The 18,409-nt window shown below is 33.1% G+C and carries 12 protein-coding genes and 1 tRNA gene; 8 read left to right on the forward strand and 5 right to left on the reverse strand.

Going from position 1 to position 18,409, the window contains the following annotated elements; genetic code table 11:
- On the reverse strand, positions 1-1,837 hold a 1,837-nt coding region (locus Q8L85_07780; GenBank protein MDP1724586.1), incomplete at its 3' end, for a hypothetical protein.
- 358 nt (positions 1,838-2,195) lie between these two features.
- Here Q8L85_07780 and Q8L85_07785 point away from each other — a divergent pair.
- From Q8L85_07785 to Q8L85_07795, 3 genes are all read left to right on the forward strand, one after another.
- Positions 2,196-2,283, forward strand: a tRNA-Leu gene (locus Q8L85_07785).
- Between the two features lie 2,441 nt (positions 2,284-4,724).
- On the forward strand, positions 4,725-4,871 hold the full coding sequence (locus Q8L85_07790) for a hypothetical protein (GenBank protein ID MDP1724587.1): 147 nt from the start codon (positions 4,725-4,727) through the stop codon (positions 4,869-4,871).
- 204 nt (positions 4,872-5,075) lie between these two features.
- Positions 5,076-7,931 carry an AsmA-like C-terminal domain-containing protein gene (locus Q8L85_07795; GenBank protein ID MDP1724588.1) on the forward strand — a complete coding sequence of 952 codons (2,856 nt, stop codon included), beginning with the start codon at positions 5,076-5,078 and terminating at the stop codon, positions 7,929-7,931.
- Between the two features lie 28 nt (positions 7,932-7,959).
- Here Q8L85_07795 and Q8L85_07800 read toward each other — a convergent pair whose 3' ends face one another.
- The 3 genes from Q8L85_07800 to Q8L85_07810 all read right to left on the reverse strand — a co-directional run bounded on the left by Q8L85_07800 (position 7,960) and on the right by Q8L85_07810 (position 10,407).
- A complete protein-coding gene (locus tag Q8L85_07800; protein ID MDP1724589.1) occupies positions 7,960-8,637 on the reverse strand; it encodes a hypothetical protein in 678 nt (225 codons plus the stop codon).
- A gap of 189 nt (positions 8,638-8,826) precedes the next feature.
- Positions 8,827-9,291, reverse strand: coding sequence for a nuclear transport factor 2 family protein (locus Q8L85_07805; GenBank protein MDP1724590.1), 465 nt, complete (start codon positions 9,289-9,291; stop codon positions 8,827-8,829).
- 414 nt (positions 9,292-9,705) lie between these two features.
- Positions 9,706-10,407 carry a hypothetical protein gene (locus Q8L85_07810; protein ID MDP1724591.1) on the reverse strand — a complete coding sequence of 234 codons (702 nt, stop codon included), beginning with the start codon at positions 10,405-10,407 and terminating at the stop codon, positions 9,706-9,708.
- Between the two features lie 359 nt (positions 10,408-10,766).
- Here Q8L85_07810 and Q8L85_07815 point away from each other — a divergent pair, with 359 nt between their 5' ends.
- Positions 10,767-11,201, forward strand: coding sequence for a hypothetical protein (locus tag Q8L85_07815; protein MDP1724592.1), 435 nt, complete (start codon positions 10,767-10,769; stop codon positions 11,199-11,201).
- Positions 11,202-11,335: 134 nt separating this feature from the next.
- Here the strand turns inward: Q8L85_07815 and Q8L85_07820 are convergent, their stop codons facing one another.
- Positions 11,336-12,022, reverse strand: coding sequence for a hypothetical protein (locus Q8L85_07820; GenBank protein ID MDP1724593.1), 687 nt, complete (start codon positions 12,020-12,022; stop codon positions 11,336-11,338).
- Positions 12,023-12,209: 187 nt separating this feature from the next.
- Here Q8L85_07820 and Q8L85_07825 point away from each other — a divergent pair, with 187 nt between their 5' ends.
- The 4 genes from Q8L85_07825 to topA all read left to right on the forward strand — a co-directional run bounded on the left by Q8L85_07825 (position 12,210) and on the right by topA (position 17,684).
- On the forward strand, positions 12,210-12,647 hold the full coding sequence (locus tag Q8L85_07825; GenBank protein ID MDP1724594.1) for a hypothetical protein: 438 nt from the start codon (positions 12,210-12,212) through the stop codon (positions 12,645-12,647).
- Between the two features lie 435 nt (positions 12,648-13,082).
- Complete coding sequence (plsY, locus tag Q8L85_07830; GenBank protein MDP1724595.1) at positions 13,083-13,685, forward strand: glycerol-3-phosphate 1-O-acyltransferase PlsY; 603 nt, start codon at positions 13,083-13,085, stop codon at positions 13,683-13,685.
- A gap of 165 nt (positions 13,686-13,850) precedes the next feature.
- Complete coding sequence (gene dprA, locus Q8L85_07835) at positions 13,851-15,002, forward strand: DNA-processing protein DprA (protein ID MDP1724596.1); 1,152 nt, start codon at positions 13,851-13,853, stop codon at positions 15,000-15,002.
- A gap of 15 nt (positions 15,003-15,017) precedes the next feature.
- A complete protein-coding gene (gene topA, locus Q8L85_07840) occupies positions 15,018-17,684 on the forward strand; it encodes a type I DNA topoisomerase (GenBank protein ID MDP1724597.1) in 2,667 nt (888 codons plus the stop codon).
- The last annotated feature ends 725 nt before the right edge of the window (positions 17,685-18,409 follow it).

An 18,409-nucleotide genomic window follows, 5' to 3' on the forward strand; every position in this document is an offset into this window, starting at 1 on the left:
TATTATTCTTGTTTTTTAAAAATGGTATATATTCTATAAATTTTATATTGTTTTTTGGGGACCAGTTTTTGTTTTCTAAAAAGTTTAAAATTTCAGATTGTTCTATTATATCCATAGATGCGCAAATTTTATTAATAAGATTTACAAGATTTTTGAATTCAGAAAAAGATTTATGTTTTGGAATTATATCTGATAATTCTTTTGAATTTTTTTTAAAAATTGAAGAAATATGTTTTACAAATTTTTTTGGTGTTTCATAATCTATCCATTTGTTGTTAATTTCAATGCCAAAAAAATCATTTTCTTCATCCTCGTAAGAAAAACGTTTTATTTTTTTTGTTGAAGAAGTAAGCGTTAAAAATTTAAAGAAGAACTCAAAATCTGTAAATTCTTTTTCATTGAATAAAGAGAAATATTCAATATAATCTTCAAAATCAACTGCTTTTATATTTATATTATTATCTAATATGCTGCATACATAATTAAATATTTTGATGAAGTTTTGTTGTTTTGCTTTATTTAGAACTTCTGAAAATATGGATAGAAAGTGATGATCAGTCCAAGAAGAATTTACAGAATTTAATGTATCAAAAAGCAATGGGGCATTTTTAAAGGTTTGTTCAGGCAGCATGCAGATCTTTTTGATGTATTGTATATATAAAAAATGACATATTTTTTTAGTGTTTAATAGGTTGCAAGAGACATTAAAACGTTCAATAAAGTTAAGTTCTTTATGGTTTTTAATTATGTATTCACATATAGGTTGATAATTATAATAATCCCATGGAGGATTTATTGTAAATATTTTATCAAAAAGTGGGGCAATGTTTTTAAAATCTTGTTCGGGTAATAAATAGAGGTCATTAACATATTTTATGTAATCTTCAACACTCCAATTACTGTTTTCTATCAGGTTTGATGCAAAATCAAATCGTTCAACAAATTCTAGTGACATAGCGCGATCAAGAATGTATTGGGATATAGCAAGACAATCATTGTATGCCCATGAAGGATGGGTCGCAAAAATTATCTCTAAAAGTATTATGGCAGCTTTAAAATCAGCGTGATGTGAGTTTATTAAAGCATTAACTAATGTATCATTAATTGAATGCGTTAATTCTTTTTGACCTAAAAGTTTTAAGAACAAGACATGGTGTTCAGATGGTTTTTGCGAAGGATTGTTTGCTATATAGTGAAATAGTTTGCTGAATGCATCTGTATTTATACGTGCGCAGGGTAAAAACGTAAAAATATTTTTTTTCCAATCTAATAAATTTGAACGGCCTTCGTCACTTGTATCACAAATAGCTTCAATAAAGGGCGTAAGGCCGCTTTTTAAGTCTAAATTGTTATCTTTCAGGATGTCTTTTAAAAATTCAAGAACATTATTGTTGTTATGTAGGTCTTTTTTTAAAATAAATTTAGAAAGGGCTTCGTAATCACGTGGTTTAGAGGATGTGTTTTTTAATAGTTCAAAACTTAATTCAATAATATTTTTAAGGTCATTGATATTTAAATTTAAGTCAAAAATTATATTTATAAATCTGGAAATTTCATAATAATTCCAGTTTTCCTTGTAAGAAATTTTGTTGGTTATGTTTATAATTTCAAAATAATTTTCAGTTGGTAAATTTTTTTTCTTAAGGTGTTGGTGAAACAAGGCGTTTGTTTGGTTGATTATTCTTTGTTGCACTGGGTTTGGTACTAAATTATCAATATTTTGGTTTGGCACTAAACTATCAATAATAATATTATTATCACATTCATTGCCTGCTGAAAAAGCAGAAAAAGAAGATAAGTTTAAAAGCAATAAAGCTAATGCTGTATTTTTTTTCATTATATTGAATCCAATGTTTTAAATAAAAATAATTTAAAACAACATAAACAATAATTGTATGAATTACAATATGTTTTTTAAAAACATAAGTGTGAATTGATAATGTTCGATTTTTATGCTGTTCAAATATAATAATAAAAGATTTTTTAACTTCGTGTTTTTATGTTGTTTTTTGGTGTTGTAAAATATGAATATGTATAATTTTACAATGGGATAAATTTCTTTCGCAATATAGTCGTTAGATAAGGATTTCAGCTAGAAGGCACGTGAAAGTTTTTTAAGCGTGTAAAATTTTTTTAAAAAAAATGATAACAAAATATAGACAATGGGTTCAAATACGTGTAAATATTTGTGCTATGCCCACATGGCGGAATGGTAGACGCAACGGACTTAAAATCCGTCGGCCTTTACGGGCCGTGCCAGTTCGAGTCTGGCTGTGGGCACCACCTCATCGATAAAGATTTCCTTCCATAATTGTTCAATATTGTTAGCATCAATCAATATGTTTGTGTCTATTGCGTTTTGTATCTTAAGTGCTTTGTAATGTCGCCAATTTAAGAAATGACGATAGGCGTTTTTTAAGTTAAGTATTTGGTCTTGGTTCAGAATTTTCATTGTTTCAAAAATTTCCAAGCTTGTAAGTGTGTTTTGTGGAAAAGCAAAACCTCTTTTAGGCGCATGGATTAGTTTTAGATATTGAATAAGGAAGTTAAAATCAACAATACCACCAGGACGATTCATTAAATCGTTGTTAGCTTGTCCTTTTTCAATTTTAATGCGTTCGCGCATATCTAAAAGTGCAGTTTTGATGATTGTAGGTTCTCGATCTTGCGCTAAAAAACTTGATAGAAAGGTGTTTAATTTTTGACAAAGTGATGTATCGCCACAAAGAACGCGTGCTTTGGTCAATGCCATGATTTCCCAAACCCAGGCATCTTTTTCATAATATTGTTTGAAGGATTCAAACGTATGAATGATAGGACCGCTATTGCCTGTGGGACGAAGCCTTACATCGACTTCATAGAGTTTTCCATTTTTACCAATGCTTGTAAGACCCGTTAGCAATCTTTTGCAAAAACGTGACATGTAATGAGCAGGCAAAAGGGAAGTGGCGTTTTGGAAGTCAGATTCATTTTTTTCAACATCATAGATAAAAACAAGGTCAAGGTCTGAAGCCAATGTCATTTCGGAAGCACCAAGGCTACCAAAGCTAATAATTGCGAAATTTAAGTCGTGAAGAATGCCTTGTTGCGTTTGAAATTCGTTTGAAACTTCTTGGGTAAGTGTTTCGATAATGATATCTGCAAGGATTGTCAGTGATTTTTCGGGGCTCGAACTTAGTTCTTCTAAAACATGGACACCAATTTGAAATTTTTTCTCTGTTCTGAAATGTTGTAAAAAATCAAGTTTGCTTTGAAAATCGGGAAGGGGCTTAAGATCTTCTTGAAGAGATTCATGTTCACGTTTTTTATCAGATATTTTTGTGTAAAAAGACGGCAGTAATGTTAGATCAAAAAGGGCAGGGAACTGACATAAAAGATCGGATATATAGGGGGAGTTACCAATAATATTCGTAAGTAATTTCAATAACTTAGGACGTGCTTGAAAAAGTGAAAATAATTGCACGCCCATGGGTAATTTTGCTAGAAAATTATCAAATCGTTGTAAGGCAAGATCAGGATCTTTTGTTTCGGCAAAAATTTTAAGTAAATCATGCGTGATATGTTCAATAATTTTACGTGCTTTTTCATTGCGTAAAACACGATATTGACCATGATGCCATGTTTTAAGAATACGTATTACATTTTCGGTGTCTTTATAACCAACTTCTTTAAGCAATATATGGGTTGTTTCGTCGTTTTCGCTTTCTTTAAGGTGAAAGCTTTCACTTTTTTGCGGTGCGAGTTCCATAAAAAGTTTGCGGACGATGCGTTCTGTATCAAGTAAAAGAGTTTTAATATCTTCTTGAAAGTGTTTAATATTTGTGTAGCCTGTTAAAAGTTGTAATCCCTCCCAATCTTCTTGTTTTTCAGGTAAATCATGTGTTTGAGCGTTATTGATTAATTGTACGCGATGTTCGATATCTCTGAAAAAAATATAAGCCTGCGTCAATATTTGTGTTTCTTTATTTTGCGAGAAGCCATGTGTCGAAAGAAGATTAAGCGCTGCAATTGTTTGTGGGTTTCTAAGGATAGGATTCCGGCCGCCCCAGATTAATTGTTGGGATTGCGCAAAAAATTCAATTTCACGAATCCCGCCAGGTCCCAATTTAATGTTAAAATTGTTAATTTTTTCAGCGACTGTTGGGCGGGCACTTAAAATACGATGTCGTAAATTTTGAATATCTTGAATGGATGCAAAATCAAGATATTTCCGCCAGATGAATGGTCTTAAGAAGTCTAAAAATTCTTGACCGCGCGCAATATCGCCTGCGGCGATCCGTGCTTTGATATAAGCTGATCTTTCCCAAGTTTCGGCACGCGATTGATAATAAACTTCGGCAGATTGGGTTGTGATCGCAATAGGGAAGGAATAGGGATCAGGTCTAAGTCTTAAATCCGTTCGAAAAACGAATCCAATATCTGTTTCTTCTTCGAGTAATTGAATTAATTGTTGTGAAAGTTTGATAATAAAATTTTGGGCTATATTTTTGCCTTTATATCCAAGGTTTGTAGGATCATAAAAAATAATAAAATCGATATCGCTGGAATAATTAAGTTCAAAAGAACCCCATTTGCCCATAGCGATGATGAAATAACCATTTTCAAGGGTTGGTGATGCGATAAGTTCTTTTGAATATGCATCATTAAAAAGATGTGTGAGGCATTTTTTTAAAATTTCATCGGCAAAATTTGAGAGCGCTAATGTTGTCTTTTCAAGAGACCAAATGCGTCCTAAATCACAAAGCGCTATAAAAAGCATGGCTTTTTGTTTAAGCATTCGGATGTTTCGTGATAGAATTTCTTTAGTTGCGTCAGGTGCTACATTTATTTCGGACAGAAATTTATGCCAAAATAAATCAGGATTTTGGTGAATAAAATCAACAATAAAGGCATTGTGATGTTCAATAAGATTTTTCAGATAGGGGCTTTTTTTTTGAAGAATGTCTACTAATTGATTAAAACTCTGCCACGGTTCTTCAGATACTTGCAAAAGGTCAATATAATTTAAATCTGTCATTGCGTGGTTTTCATCCTTGAGTGTATTCTAGTATCAACATTAGAGAAAGTTGATTAATTTGAAAAGACTCTCCCGACATTCTATTAATTGGTTTTTAAGAATTTTATTTTTTTGTGTATTGAGTATTGTTGCCATTTTAGGCGTACTTTCTATTGTATCTGTACCTGTCGATTTCTTAAAAGATAGAATCCATGCAGAGCTTAATGATTTTGTACAAGATATCAATGGATTAGAGTTAAGTTTTACAAGACATGGTTTTGGTCTTGAAGCAAAATCAATTCAATTTAAAGAAAAAATAGTAGGCGGCGATATTATATTACCGAAAACTGTTTTTTATTTTGATCCTTTTGCCTTGATAAAAGGGCAATTGATTCCCAACAAACTAGCCTTTTATGAACCAAGTATCAATCTTGGTACTTTAAATTTTCAAAATAAAACATCAGATGATTTTTCGTTTAAAGAAATTTTTAAATTAGTACCTGATCTTAAAGATATTTTTATTCATAAACTTAAAATAAATTCTGACCTTGTTGATTTGGATCCTTTTGATATCGAATTAAAAAGACAAGATGAAATCTTAAAATTAAATGTGAATAGTCATTTTGGATCTACTTATGCATATGATCTAAATCTTACGCTTGATGAAAATTCAGGGAAGGGACAGTCAGAACTTAAATTTTCGAATTTGCCTTTGGCTCTTTTTGGATTGTCATTAGAAAAACCTATTTTTGTATCAGGGCATGGTTCATTAACATTGGATTCTTTCTTGCCGCAATTAATCGATTTAAATATTCATGATGAATTATCAACTTTGGGCATGAATTTAAAAGCACGTTATGTGTTGGAAGATAATAAATTTTTGTTGGATGGCTCTGATTTTGTTTTAGGTTTTATGCATTGTCCCATCATGGGTGATATTAGAACACCTTATGATGCGCCAAAATTTGCACTTAATATGACTTTTCCAAAATTGATTAAATTAGAAGAATTATTGGCTGTTTTTCCGTCAGGTTTATTGCGTGCGCCTTATCTTTGGTTGAAAGAGCATTTAAAATCAGCCGAATTACGTGATTTGGCGGCATTAATTGAGTTTTCAGAAGAAAAAGGTTTTGATGTAAAGGGACAATTTAATTTTTCAAATTTAGGATTAACTTATTTTGGTCATTTGCCACCTTTACAAAATATAAAAGGCTCTGGGCTTTTTACAAAGGATATTATTCAGTTTGAACTTGATAAAGGAATGGTTAATAAGCTGGATTTTACTAAAAGTCGAGCGACCATTACTGATTTAGCGGGAGACATTCAACATATTATAATAGATACAAAGTTATCAGGTGATATTCAGAATGCTTTAGAGGTTGCAAATCAAAAACCATTGGCTTATTTAGATAAAATTGGATTTAAACCATCGGGTTTTGGTGGTGTTGCTGATTATCATATTAAAATAATGTTGCCATTGCTTAAGGATGTTTATTTAAAAGATTGTGGCATCGAAATTGATTGTCTGGCTAAAAAAATTACAACACCTATTGAGGTTTTAAAAGAAAAAATTGCCTTATATGATATTAAAACAAAAATAACATCTGATAAATTGACTTTAAGTGGGGATCTTTTATTTAAGGGTCAAAAAGCACAATTTAATTGGATAGAATTTTTTTCAGCCAAAATTCAAAACTCAAGAATGTTGAAATTAGCAGGTGAGATGAATCAAAAAATAATTGATACATTTCAAGTTGATTTTTTTAAATTACAGCGTCCTGTCCCTTTTACGTTTTCTTATGTTGAAAATGCACAATCAAAAGCGGCTAAAGGAGATCTTGATTTCAATTTCCATAATGGGACGTTAAATATACCGCAATTAGGCTTCACTCAAAAAGAAAATCAGCCTTTAAAGGGTCATGCAAATATTGATTTTATGAAAGGGACGCTTAATAAAATATCATCCTTGTCATTATCTGGGGAAGATTGTGATATTAAAGGGTCCGTTTTGCTAAAGAATGGTGCGATCAATGTTGTTGATTTGCCAAAATTTAAACTTAATCAAACAAATTGTTCCATTAATTACGCGCCAGGACAATTGTCGTTAAGGGGTGATGCGTTTTATGTTGGCGGTTTAAAATTTGATACAAATTCTGATAAAAAAATACCAGATATAAATCTTAATCTGGATATAAGAAATGTTAATGCGCAAAAAGGGTCAATGCTTAAAGAATTAAAAGGGTTTTTGACATTTAGGGATAATAAATGGCATATGGCTGATATCGCAGCCATGACATCAACATTGAAGCCCATTAAACTACATATTCAGCCAAGACAAAGTGATCGTGTATTAAATTTTTCAGCTGAAGATATTGGGCCGTTATGTGACACTTTAGATGTATTAACATTTATGAAATCAGGTCGCATGAATATTAATGGCATTTGGAATGATAAAGAAAAAAATGCACCTTTGAGTGCAAAAATAACGGCGTCAGGACTTAAGTTAAAAGAAGCGCCTGCGATGCTTAAGGTTTTTTCAGCTTTTTCAGTGCCCGGCTTGATGAATATCATGTCGGGTGGTCAGATCCAATTCAATGATTTGAAAGCTGATATTGTAAGTCAAAACGATGTGTTGCATATTAAATCGTTAATTGGTACAGGGTCATCTCTTAACGTAAGTCTGAATGGAAATATTGATTCGAAGGCGAACACAATTGATCTTAAGGGGGCGATAGGGTCGAGTGGTGTTATTGATAAGATTTTGGGCTTTATACCTATTATTGGAACAATTTTGACGGGAACGAATAAATTAGGCATGTTTGCTGTAAAATTCAAAGTCTTTGGATCATTAAATGACCCTAAAGTAAGTACAAATCCACTTTCAGCCTTAACACCAGGCATTCTTCGGGAAATGAGTTCGTCGACAGGAAAGTGAGGGCTATCGACGATAGCCCTTTTAGGTCTTAGTGATCGGCTATTTCAACACGATTTGGTGCTGAATAGATGCTAATAGGTGAATCTTTTTGGGCTTCAGCAACCACTTTATCAAATCTAATTTTAATATTATTATTTTCTATAATATCAAGTGCTTTGTTGAAAGAAACTAGCATTTCGTGCGTTGCAATAGTAAAACCTGAAGTGTAACGAGAAAGACTAATGTGTGGTTTGCTTTCTAATATCCGTTTGCGAATCTTCTTTTTTAAGCTTTTGTTTTCAATGTGATCTAGAATAGGTTCTAAGGTTAACACAATGAATTTATTTCGACCACCAAAAGCGGCTACCCCATTAATTTTAAAGTCAATGTTTGATATAACATCAGTCACATTCTTAAGTTGACGGGACAGATTTTTTAGGTTGAATTGTCGAGCATCCTCGGTTGACCAATCTCTTAATTCGGTTTTACTAAGATAGTCCGGTGCTATTCTTGGTTGGACAGTCATATGCCAGTCATCAGAATTATAAACAAGTTCACCGCGTGCCTGTTCATTCGCTTCTTTAAGGATTGGGAGTAGAGTTTCCTCTAATTTTCTAATAGATTCATAATCTGGCATCATTTTAGTGTATATTTCTGTTGAGAAAGCTTCGTTGCTTGCGGAAAATAAAAATATAATTGCGCAGTATTTTGTAATAGTTTTTAACATTTTAAACTCCAATAAAATTATATAAAATAAATTTTAGTAATTAACTTCTTTTGAAACTCGTTAATGTGGGACGAGTGATAAGCAATGCGTCACGGATTTCCTTGAGTATTTTTGTATAGATAAGGATACGGGTATCGAAGCAACCTATCAATCGACCACAATCGTAGAATTTCAAAAGAAGTCTATAAATTAATAACGAGATCCAATATCTTCGTCAGCTTTGTTACCCTTTACTAGGCGTGTTAATTCACGACAAGCAATTATTTTGCCGTCTTTGATTTCAAAAATGGCCATTACATCTACTTCAATTTGTGAGTTATCATTTTTGATTACATGGCCTGTATGTCGCGTCGCCACTTTATTATTCTCTGTTACGATTTCATGAAAAACAATTTTGATAGACTTGTAGTCTCTTTTAAGTGTTTTGACGTGTTCTTGACTTTGGGTGTAATTCAATGTTTTTCCGTCAGCGATTTGTACGTAATCTTCAGAAAAATATTTGTCATAGGTAGGTTTGTCCCATTTTTCAGCCTGTATAATATCCCTAAAACAATTTTTAACAATGTCTTTTGGTGATTCAGAAGAAGAGGCATTGGTTGTAGAGATTAAGCTGAAGCTTATAAGAAATAAAGTTGGAAGAGTAAGTTTTTTCATAATGTATTCCTTTTTACATAAAACTGATTGAACGCTCGTTCATGTTTTTTATAATACCATTTCTGATTCATGTCAACAAAAAAATAATTTTTTTTGAAAAAATTAAATTGATTAAAAATAAAAAAAGATAAAAAATTTGTAATTTAGATTAATTGATTGTTTTTTTTTATATATATAAATCATTTTCATCAAAATTAGAAAATTGATTATATTTGAAATTAGTATTTGAGTAATATATTCTAAGGTATAAACGAATTATGTGTAGTTACAAATAAAAAAGATCAATGTATAAAGTGATACAGAAAAAATTGTTAAGATATGTAAATGGTTATTAACATTCAGCGCCAGTTATTCTTCGAGAAATGAGTTCGTCAACAGGAAAGTGAGGGCTATAGACTATAGCCCTTCTAGGTGTTAGTAACCATATGCTTTATATGATTTTTTGCTTTGTTTTATTTTTTTGCTTGGTTGACTAGTAGAATAAGTGGCGATGGGTCTATCTTTTTCTACTTCTGCAATTGTTTTGTTAAATGTAAATTTAATATCAAGAGGGAGTATTTCATTAAGGATTTTAATATAAAGCTCATTCATGGCATGGGGTGTTAATGAAGGTCCTACCTTGAAGCGTGCAATACTAATATGTGGTGCCTCGTTAAGAATCCTTTTCTTTATTTTTTTTTCTTCTTTGTCGCCAGTGTTTAAAATTGGTTCTAATGTAAGTACTATAAATTTGTTTCTATCTCCGCCAAAAGTGCTTACTCCATTGATTTTGAATTTAAATTTTGAAATATCGTCAGTTATATTTTTAATTTTAGGTATAATTTTTTTATCAATATACTTCATTGCATCAGTATCTCGATTTGTAAATTGAATTTTACTTAGGTGGTCAGGCGTTTCTATTGACCTGAGGGTCATGTGCCAATCATAAGAATCGTAGTAAAGAGGATCCTCGTAACGAGTGTTCGCTTCTTCGAGGATTGGTTGTAGAAATTGGTTTAATTGTTGAGCGGATTTTTGATCAGGCATTACTTTTATGTAGATGTCTGTTGAAAATGATTGATTGTTTGGAAAAAATAAAAAAAAGATCGCGTATAATATTGTAATTTTGTTCAGCATTTAAGTTTTCCTTTCATTTCTTTATTAAATTAAAACATTGTTACATATCTATATATTGCACATATTTTTAATTTTGTCAATTTTTTATTTATATTATATTTAAAAATTTATTTTTTTATTTCTATTTTTTAAAACAAAACATTTGATTAAGATAAATCGTTTTAACTATTTAAAAGTTGAAATAAGATCAATGAGTTTTTTAAAAATCAATTTGTTATATGTGTTTTGGTATATTTTTTATTAAGTTGAATATATATTATGTAATATTTATTTATTTATTTTTAATTTTATTTTATAAATTATTTGAAAATATTTAAAAATTGATATAGTGTTTTAAAAGTTATTAAAAAAGGTGTGAAATGTTATCAATTCGTTTTTGTTTTTTGTTTATTTGTTTGGTTTTTTTTCAGTCAATTGCGATAGCAGGAAATTTTTTAAATAAACCTGATGTTCAGCATGTTAAAGAAAGCGCTTTGCAGATGAATCAAGCCTATTTAAATCGTGTGATTGTTCGTTTTGGGGATGATTCCTCTTATCAAAATGTTGTTTTAAAAATTTTAGGTCAGGAAATGAATTTTGCGAGGGATAATGTCGAATATGTTTTTGATTCACATGTTGCAATGGACTCAACAAAAAATTTATTTGTTTCATATGAGCTTTTTCCAGGGGAAATGGATCTGGGAGTCATGATGATCGACAAGAAGGATATTAAGGCGAATACTCAGTATGATTTGCATGTAGATATAGGTAATTCTGGTGCTTATGCTGTTAAAATTAAGTTGAAAAAAAGATAATGATCGCTTCGAAGGATCATTAAAAGATCCTAAAGTGAGCACTAATCCGCTTTCATCTTTAATACTAGGTATTCTTTGGGAAATGAGTTTATCGATTGGAAAGTAAGGGCTATCAGTGATAGCCCTTTGGTTATTTAGTAAGCAGCTATTTCAATTGGTTCTGCAACTGAATGAGCCCAGATGGGCGTGTCTTTTGTTGCTTCTGCAATTGTTTTGTTGAAGCTAATTTCGATATTATTGCTTTCAATAATATCAAGTGTTTTATTGAGAATAATATTCATATCATGGCGTGCATATGAAATTTTGTGTTTAAAGCGCGCAAGGCTGATATGTGGATTTTTTTCAAGAATTGAATTACGTATTCTTGTTTTGGTTCCTTTGTCAGCAATATGTGATAAATCAGGTTCTAGTGTTAACACTATAAATTTATTTTCGCTTCTATCTTTGCCAAAAATAGTTACTCCATTAATTTTAAAGTGAATTCCTGAAATTCTATTTGTTATGTTTTCAAGTTTTTTGCTAAGATTTTTTGTAATATACCGCTGTGCTTCGTATGTTGACCAATCTCTTAATTCTTTTATACCGATATAATCGGGCGCTTCAATTGATTTAAGTGTCATGTGCCAATCAGAAGAATTGTAAATGAGTTTTCCATTAAGTTGTTTGTTGACTTCATCAAGAACTGGTTCCAAAAATTGTTCTAATTTTTGAACAGATTTTTGGGTGGGCATCATTTTTGTGTATAGGTTTGTCGAAAAAGATTCGTTGCTTGCAGAAAATAAAAATATAATTGCGCAGCATTTTGTAATAGTTTTTAACATTTTAAACTCCAATAAAATATGTAAAATAAGTTTAGTAAAAATAAATAATAGTCTAATATGTCACTATATATGACATAAAATTGGGGAAGTGTCAACATCTTTTTACAAAAAAATTTATATTAAATTTTGTTGAATTTGGTTAATATAAATAATAGAATGATTATGTAATTTAAAATTAAGGTGAAACATGTTATCAAATAGAATTATATTGTTCTTTTTTTCTTTAATTTCAGTACAAGTTTGCGTTGTTGAAGATGCTGCATCTGCTATTAAAAATACAATAGTGTCGCCCAGTGTAAATATTGTGCAAGAAGATAAAATTTATTTGAATAGTATATTTGTTAATTTTAACGATGCTTCTCCTTATCAAAAAGTAAATTTAACTATTTTGGGTCAAGATATTGCTTTAGAGCGGAATAATACTGTACATGTTTTTGATCAACGTTTGTTAATAGATCCAACAAAAAACTTACGTGTTTCGTACGACCTTTTTCCGGGGGAAACGAATTTAGGTATTATGATGATTGATAAGAGTAAACTGAAAGCAAATAGTGAGTATGATTTGCATGTTGATATAGGTGATCGTGGCGCTTATGCCGTTAAGCTTAATTTAAAAAAAAGATAATATAGGGACTGTTGACATTTTGGTGTAATAAAATGAGTGTATGCTCGTCCCACACGAAAATAGCCGAGCGGTACGCAAGGATGTTTGTGGCAATTGTAAGTGTAGATTGCCGCGTATGCCCTCGTGCCTAAGCACTCAGACATTCTCGCAATGACGAAATTTCTATATTTTTTAATTAATTACATAAAATTATTATAAAACGTCAACACCCCTTAGTGTTTTTTAATTTATCTGCTCCAAAATATAATTTTTTTAGAAGGCTGTCCGCAGAAGTTTATTGTATTATTGGGCAAATAATCTCCGTAAAAATGCCGTGATTAGACTACTTATTTGCCGCATGGTATCTGATAGTCGTTGAATTAACCGCTCATCCCTTGAAATAAACAAACTTTCGTGGCAAGGTTTAGCCATAATTCATCGCATAGGAAAGTTTTAATGTTATTCACGCTCGATTCGGTTTATGTTATTGTTTTATCGTATTTATTGGGGTCAATACCTTTTGGGTTGGTGATTACGTATTTGTCAGGGCATGGTGATATCCGTAAGATCGGCTCTGGAAATATTGGTGCGACCAATGTTTTGCGCACAGGAAATAAACTTTTAGCGTTGTTGACATTTTTAGGTGATTCGCTTAAAGCAGTTGCCGCCTGTTTGCTTGTGAAATATATTTTTGGTGACGAATTTTTGCCACTTGCTGCAATTTTTTCGGTCTTTGGACATCTGTTTCCTGTTTGGCTTAAGTTTCGAGGCGGGAAGGGAGTTGCAACAGCCATTGGCGTATATTTTGTTTTATCCTGGCAAATTGGATTAATCATTGTTTTTATCTGGATTGCGGTTGCATTTTTAACGCGTTATTCGTCTCTTTCATCGCTTGTGGCTGTTGGGTTGGCACCCGTTTTTGCGTATAAATTAACAACACCGCCATATTTTTATGCGATGATTGTACTCGCCTTCTTTATTTATTTGAAACACATTGGTAACATACAGCGTCTTTTAATGGGATCTGAATCAAAAATCGGACAAAAAAGAAAAAAATAGAAACAGTCAATAGACTTGGATTGATACATCGTCGTGCCTCGCTTATGTATATAAGGATACACTTCGCTCGTTGCTCCTTGTCTGAATCTCAAGTCTATTGACTGTAATTATGCAGATTTATATCTGAATCTGAATTCTTAGCGTTTGGGAGCTATAAAAATAAAAATGACAATAACAGCGCCAAAAAATGAAACTGAAAAGCTTGCTTGGCTTAGACTTATTCGCTCTGAAAATATTGGTCCTATCGCTTTTTATCAGCTTTTACGTCATTATGGCTCCGCTGAAAATGCGATTAAGGCTATTCCTGATTTAGTTCAAAAAGCGGGCAGCAAAAGACAAATTCAATTATGCTCTATAAAAGATGCGACAGACGAATACGCGCGACATCAGAAAAATAAGATTCATTTAATTGCACGCGGTGAGTCTAATTATCCACCTTTACTTGCTGAAATTGATGATGCGCCGCCTTTATTATCTGTGATGGGTCATCCGCATTTATTGCTTAAAAAATCTGTGGGTATTGTGGGTGCGCGTAATGCATCTTTGCATGGCAGAAGACTTGCACAGCTTTTTGCCAAATCTTTGGGTGAGGCAGGTTATGTTATTTCGTCTGGTCTTGCGCGTGGGATTGATACATCAGCCCATGAAGCAAGTCTTGAAATGGGTACCATTGCTGTTGTTGCAGGCGGTGTTGATTTTGTCTATCCACCTGAAAATCTAGCGCTTTATACTAAAATTGTTGAAATGGGTGCAATCATTAGTGAATGTCCCTTGGGTGTGAATCCTCAAGCGCGGCATTTCCCCAGACGTAACAGATTGATTTCAGGTATTTCTTTGGGTGTTGTGATTGTGGAGGCGGCCCTTAAATCAGGATCATTGATTACAGCTGATTTTGCGTTAGATCAAAATCGAGAAGTTTTTGCAATTCCTGGGTCGCCCTTGGATCCACGTGCGCATGGAACCAATGCATTGATTAAGCAAGGTGCGCATTTGGTACAAAATGGTGAAGATGTGATTGAAGTGTTAAAACAATCAACACATCATAAGGTGCAGGAATCGACCAATGATTATTGGAAAAATGTTGATGCGACGTCAAATGGATCGCCAACAGATAATGAAGTAAATCAAGCAATAGAAGAACTCAAAACACTTTTAAGCTTTACACCAAATGATATTGATGAGATTATGCGTTCTTTGGACCTTCCTCCAAAAGCAATTCTTACAGCCCTTTTGGCATTGGAATTAGCAGGAAGAGTTGTCAGGCACACTGGAAATAAAGTATCCTTAACGGATGATGTCTTGTTTAATACGGCTTAAGAATAGAGCGCATATATGAAAGTAGTTATTGTTGAATCGCCTGCAAAGGCAAAAACGATTAATAAATATCTAGGCAAAGATTATACAGTCATTGCTTCTTATGGCCATATGCGTGATTTGCCGTCTAAATCAGGCTCTGTTTTACCCAATGAAGATTTTAAAATGATTTGGGAAATCAGTGATCGCGGGCGGAAAAATCTTAACGAAATTCTGCGTCTTCTAAAGGGCGCTACTCATGTTTGTCTCGCAACCGATCCGGATCGTGAAGGGGAGGCCATTTCATGGCATTTATTACAAATGCTGCAGGACAAAAAAGCAATTCAAGATAAAGTCGTTGAACGTGTAACGTTTAACGAAATTACACAAAAAGCGATTACAACAGCATTTAAAAATCCACGCGAACTCAATCAAGAGCTTATTGATGCTTATTTAGCGCGTCGTGCTTTGGATTATTTGGTGGGTTTTACATTATCACCTTTATTATGGCGCAAATTACCAGGTAGCCGTTCGGCAGGCCGTGTGCAATCTGTTGCGTTACGTATTATTACTGATCGTGAATCTGAAATCGAAGCGTTTAAAACGCAAGAATATTGGACGATCGATGTTGATCTTGTAACGCCTGCAAAAAAACCTTTTCAAGGTCGCCTTACGCATTTGAATGGCGAAAAGCTTGATAAATTTAGCTTAAATAATGAAGCACTTGCCAAGAATGCTCAAAAAACGATCCAAAGCCAAGATTTTACGGTTCAATCCGTTGAGCAAAAATCGCAACAACGTAATCCTTATGCGCCGTTTATTACTTCGACTTTACAACAAGAAGCATCGCGTAAAATAGGCATGACGGCCACACGTACAATGCGTGTGGCACAAAATCTATATGAAGGCGTTGATGTTCGTGGTGAAACAGTGGGTTTAATAACTTATATGCGTACGGATGGGGTGCAATTATCCCCCGATGCGATTACGGCGATTCGTGCCCATATTTTAGAAAGTTACGGCGATACCTATTTGCCGAAAGAGCCGCGTGTTTATAAATCAAAAGTAAAAAATGCACAAGAAGCCCACGAAGCGATAAGGCCAACAGATATCGCGCGTACGCCTGATTCATTGCGTAATGCATTATCTACTGAAGAATTTAAGCTTTACGAGCTTGTCTGGAAACGTGCTGTTGCCAGCCAAATGGCGAGTGCTATTTTGGATCAAGTCGTTGTTGACATGACTGCACCTGATAAAAAAACGATTTTGCGCGCCAATGGATCGATGTTACGTTTTGACGGTTTCTTGAAATTATACCAAGAAGATCAAGATGATAAAGATGATCAAAATCAAGATGATAAAAGATTGCCGCCATTAAAAGAACAAGATCCGTTGGGCGTTGAAGCAGTTAAACCAGAGCAACATTTTACAGAACCACCACCCCGTTTTACTGAAGCAAGTCTTGTGAAGAAGCTTGAAGAATTAGGCATTGGTCGTCCGTCGACTTATGCGACAATTTTACAAGTATTGCAAGATCGACATTATGTGCGCCTTGATAAAAAACGTTTCTTCCCCGAAGAGCGTGGCAGGTTGGTGACGTCTTTCTTGGCGCAATTCTTTAACCGTTATGTTCATTATGGATTCACGGCATCTTTGGAAGAAGAGCTTGATGATATTTCGGGCGGCCGTATTAATTGGAAAGAAGTTTTAAAACGTTTTTGGACTGAATTTGACCAGAATATAACAACAGCCAAAGACATTCCGATTACCGAAGTTTTAGCTAAAATTGAAGGTGATTTAGAGCGTCATTTTTTCCCGACAGGCAATCGCCAATGTCCAACCTGTGAATCTGGTAAACTAGGCCTAAAGCTTGGTCGTTTTGGTGCTTTTTTAGGCTGTTCCAATTATCCAAATTGTCATCATACGCAACAATTGGTGGGTGATGAAACGGTTGAACAATCTGAGGTCACCGATGAAATACAATTACCGAAAACACTGGGGAATGATCCAGCGACTGGCAAAGAAGTAACCCTTAGACGCGGCCCCTTTGGCGTTTATCTTCAGATGGGTGAGGCTGAAGGTACGACTAAGCCAAAACGTGCGACGATTGCGTCTGGTACAGATTTAAATGCGATCGATCTTCCTCATGCATTAAGTTTATTGAATTTACCAAGATTAGTCGGTATTCACCCCGAATCGAAATTAGAGATTATTGGCAATATTGGCCGTTTTGGGCCTTATTTAAAATATGGTCCGATTTTTATTTCAGTGCCCCCTGCAGAAGATGTATTAACGATGGGTATTAACAGGGCAGTGACCTTTATTGCCGAAAAACGACCAGATATTCGGTATATGGGCATAGATCCTGATACATCAACACCTATTATGATTTATAGAAGTAAATATGGCTATATCACAAGTGATGGTACAGTTGATATGAATTTGCCTAAAGGATCAGATGCTAAAACGTTTGAATTTGATGCTGCTAAAGGCTTATTAGATTACAAACGAAAACAAATTCAAGACGAAAAAGCTTCTAAGCGTAAATCGACGAAAGACGCCAAGGATGCTAAAGCTGCTGACGCAAAAGCCACGCCTAAAAAAGCACCAGCTAAGAAAGCAACCGTTAAAAAAGCTGATGCCAAGGATGCTAAGGATGATGATGGTGTTGTGAAGGAAAAGAAAACGCGGGCTAAAAAAGTATAAAAATTATTACTCTGCGGGACAATTTTTATTTTTATGATAGAAATTTGCCCATACGCCTTTGTTTTCCTGGACTCGTTGAAGCGAAGCTTCATACGTTGATCCAGGATCCATAACGAAATTCATGCTCGAAAGAGCATGGCAAAATTATTGAAATAACATCATGATCTGTGATCATGATTGTTAATTGGACCCTGAATCCGTGCTCGTATTTTCGCTTCTCGCCTGTTCAAGGAAACGGCTAGTATTTGCTGTTTATTAATTTAAAAGCTCTTTTTCAAAATTAAATATTCATATTTTAAACTAATAAATCTTAAATACATAAGTAATAAAGAGTAGTTATTTTGTATTATTTCGTTGAATATATTAATTATTTTTTGTTTTTCAATTTAAATTTTATTGAAAATTTATTTTAACTATGATAGTTTTTGTTATATTAATCTTATTTTATGGTTAATTTATTAAAAATATTATTTAAAAGGAAAAAGTATGTTTGTTAAAAAGCTATCACTGTGTCTTTGTGTTATTAGTCTCTTTTCATTTAATCAAGCTGAAGCAGTTTTAGGGGAAAAATATTTTAAACAAAAAAAATCATAGTACACGACACTTTTAACCAATTAAATCTATAACAAATGCTAGCAAAAAATTAACATAATTACATCGATTTATTTTTTCAAATGAAATATTATTTTTTATAAAATCAATACCATAAGTAAATAAAGAATATA

The organism is Alphaproteobacteria bacterium (genome assembly GCA_030680745.1).
In the GTDB taxonomy this organism is placed as follows: domain Bacteria; phylum Pseudomonadota; class Alphaproteobacteria; order JAUXUR01; family JAUXUR01; genus JAUXUR01.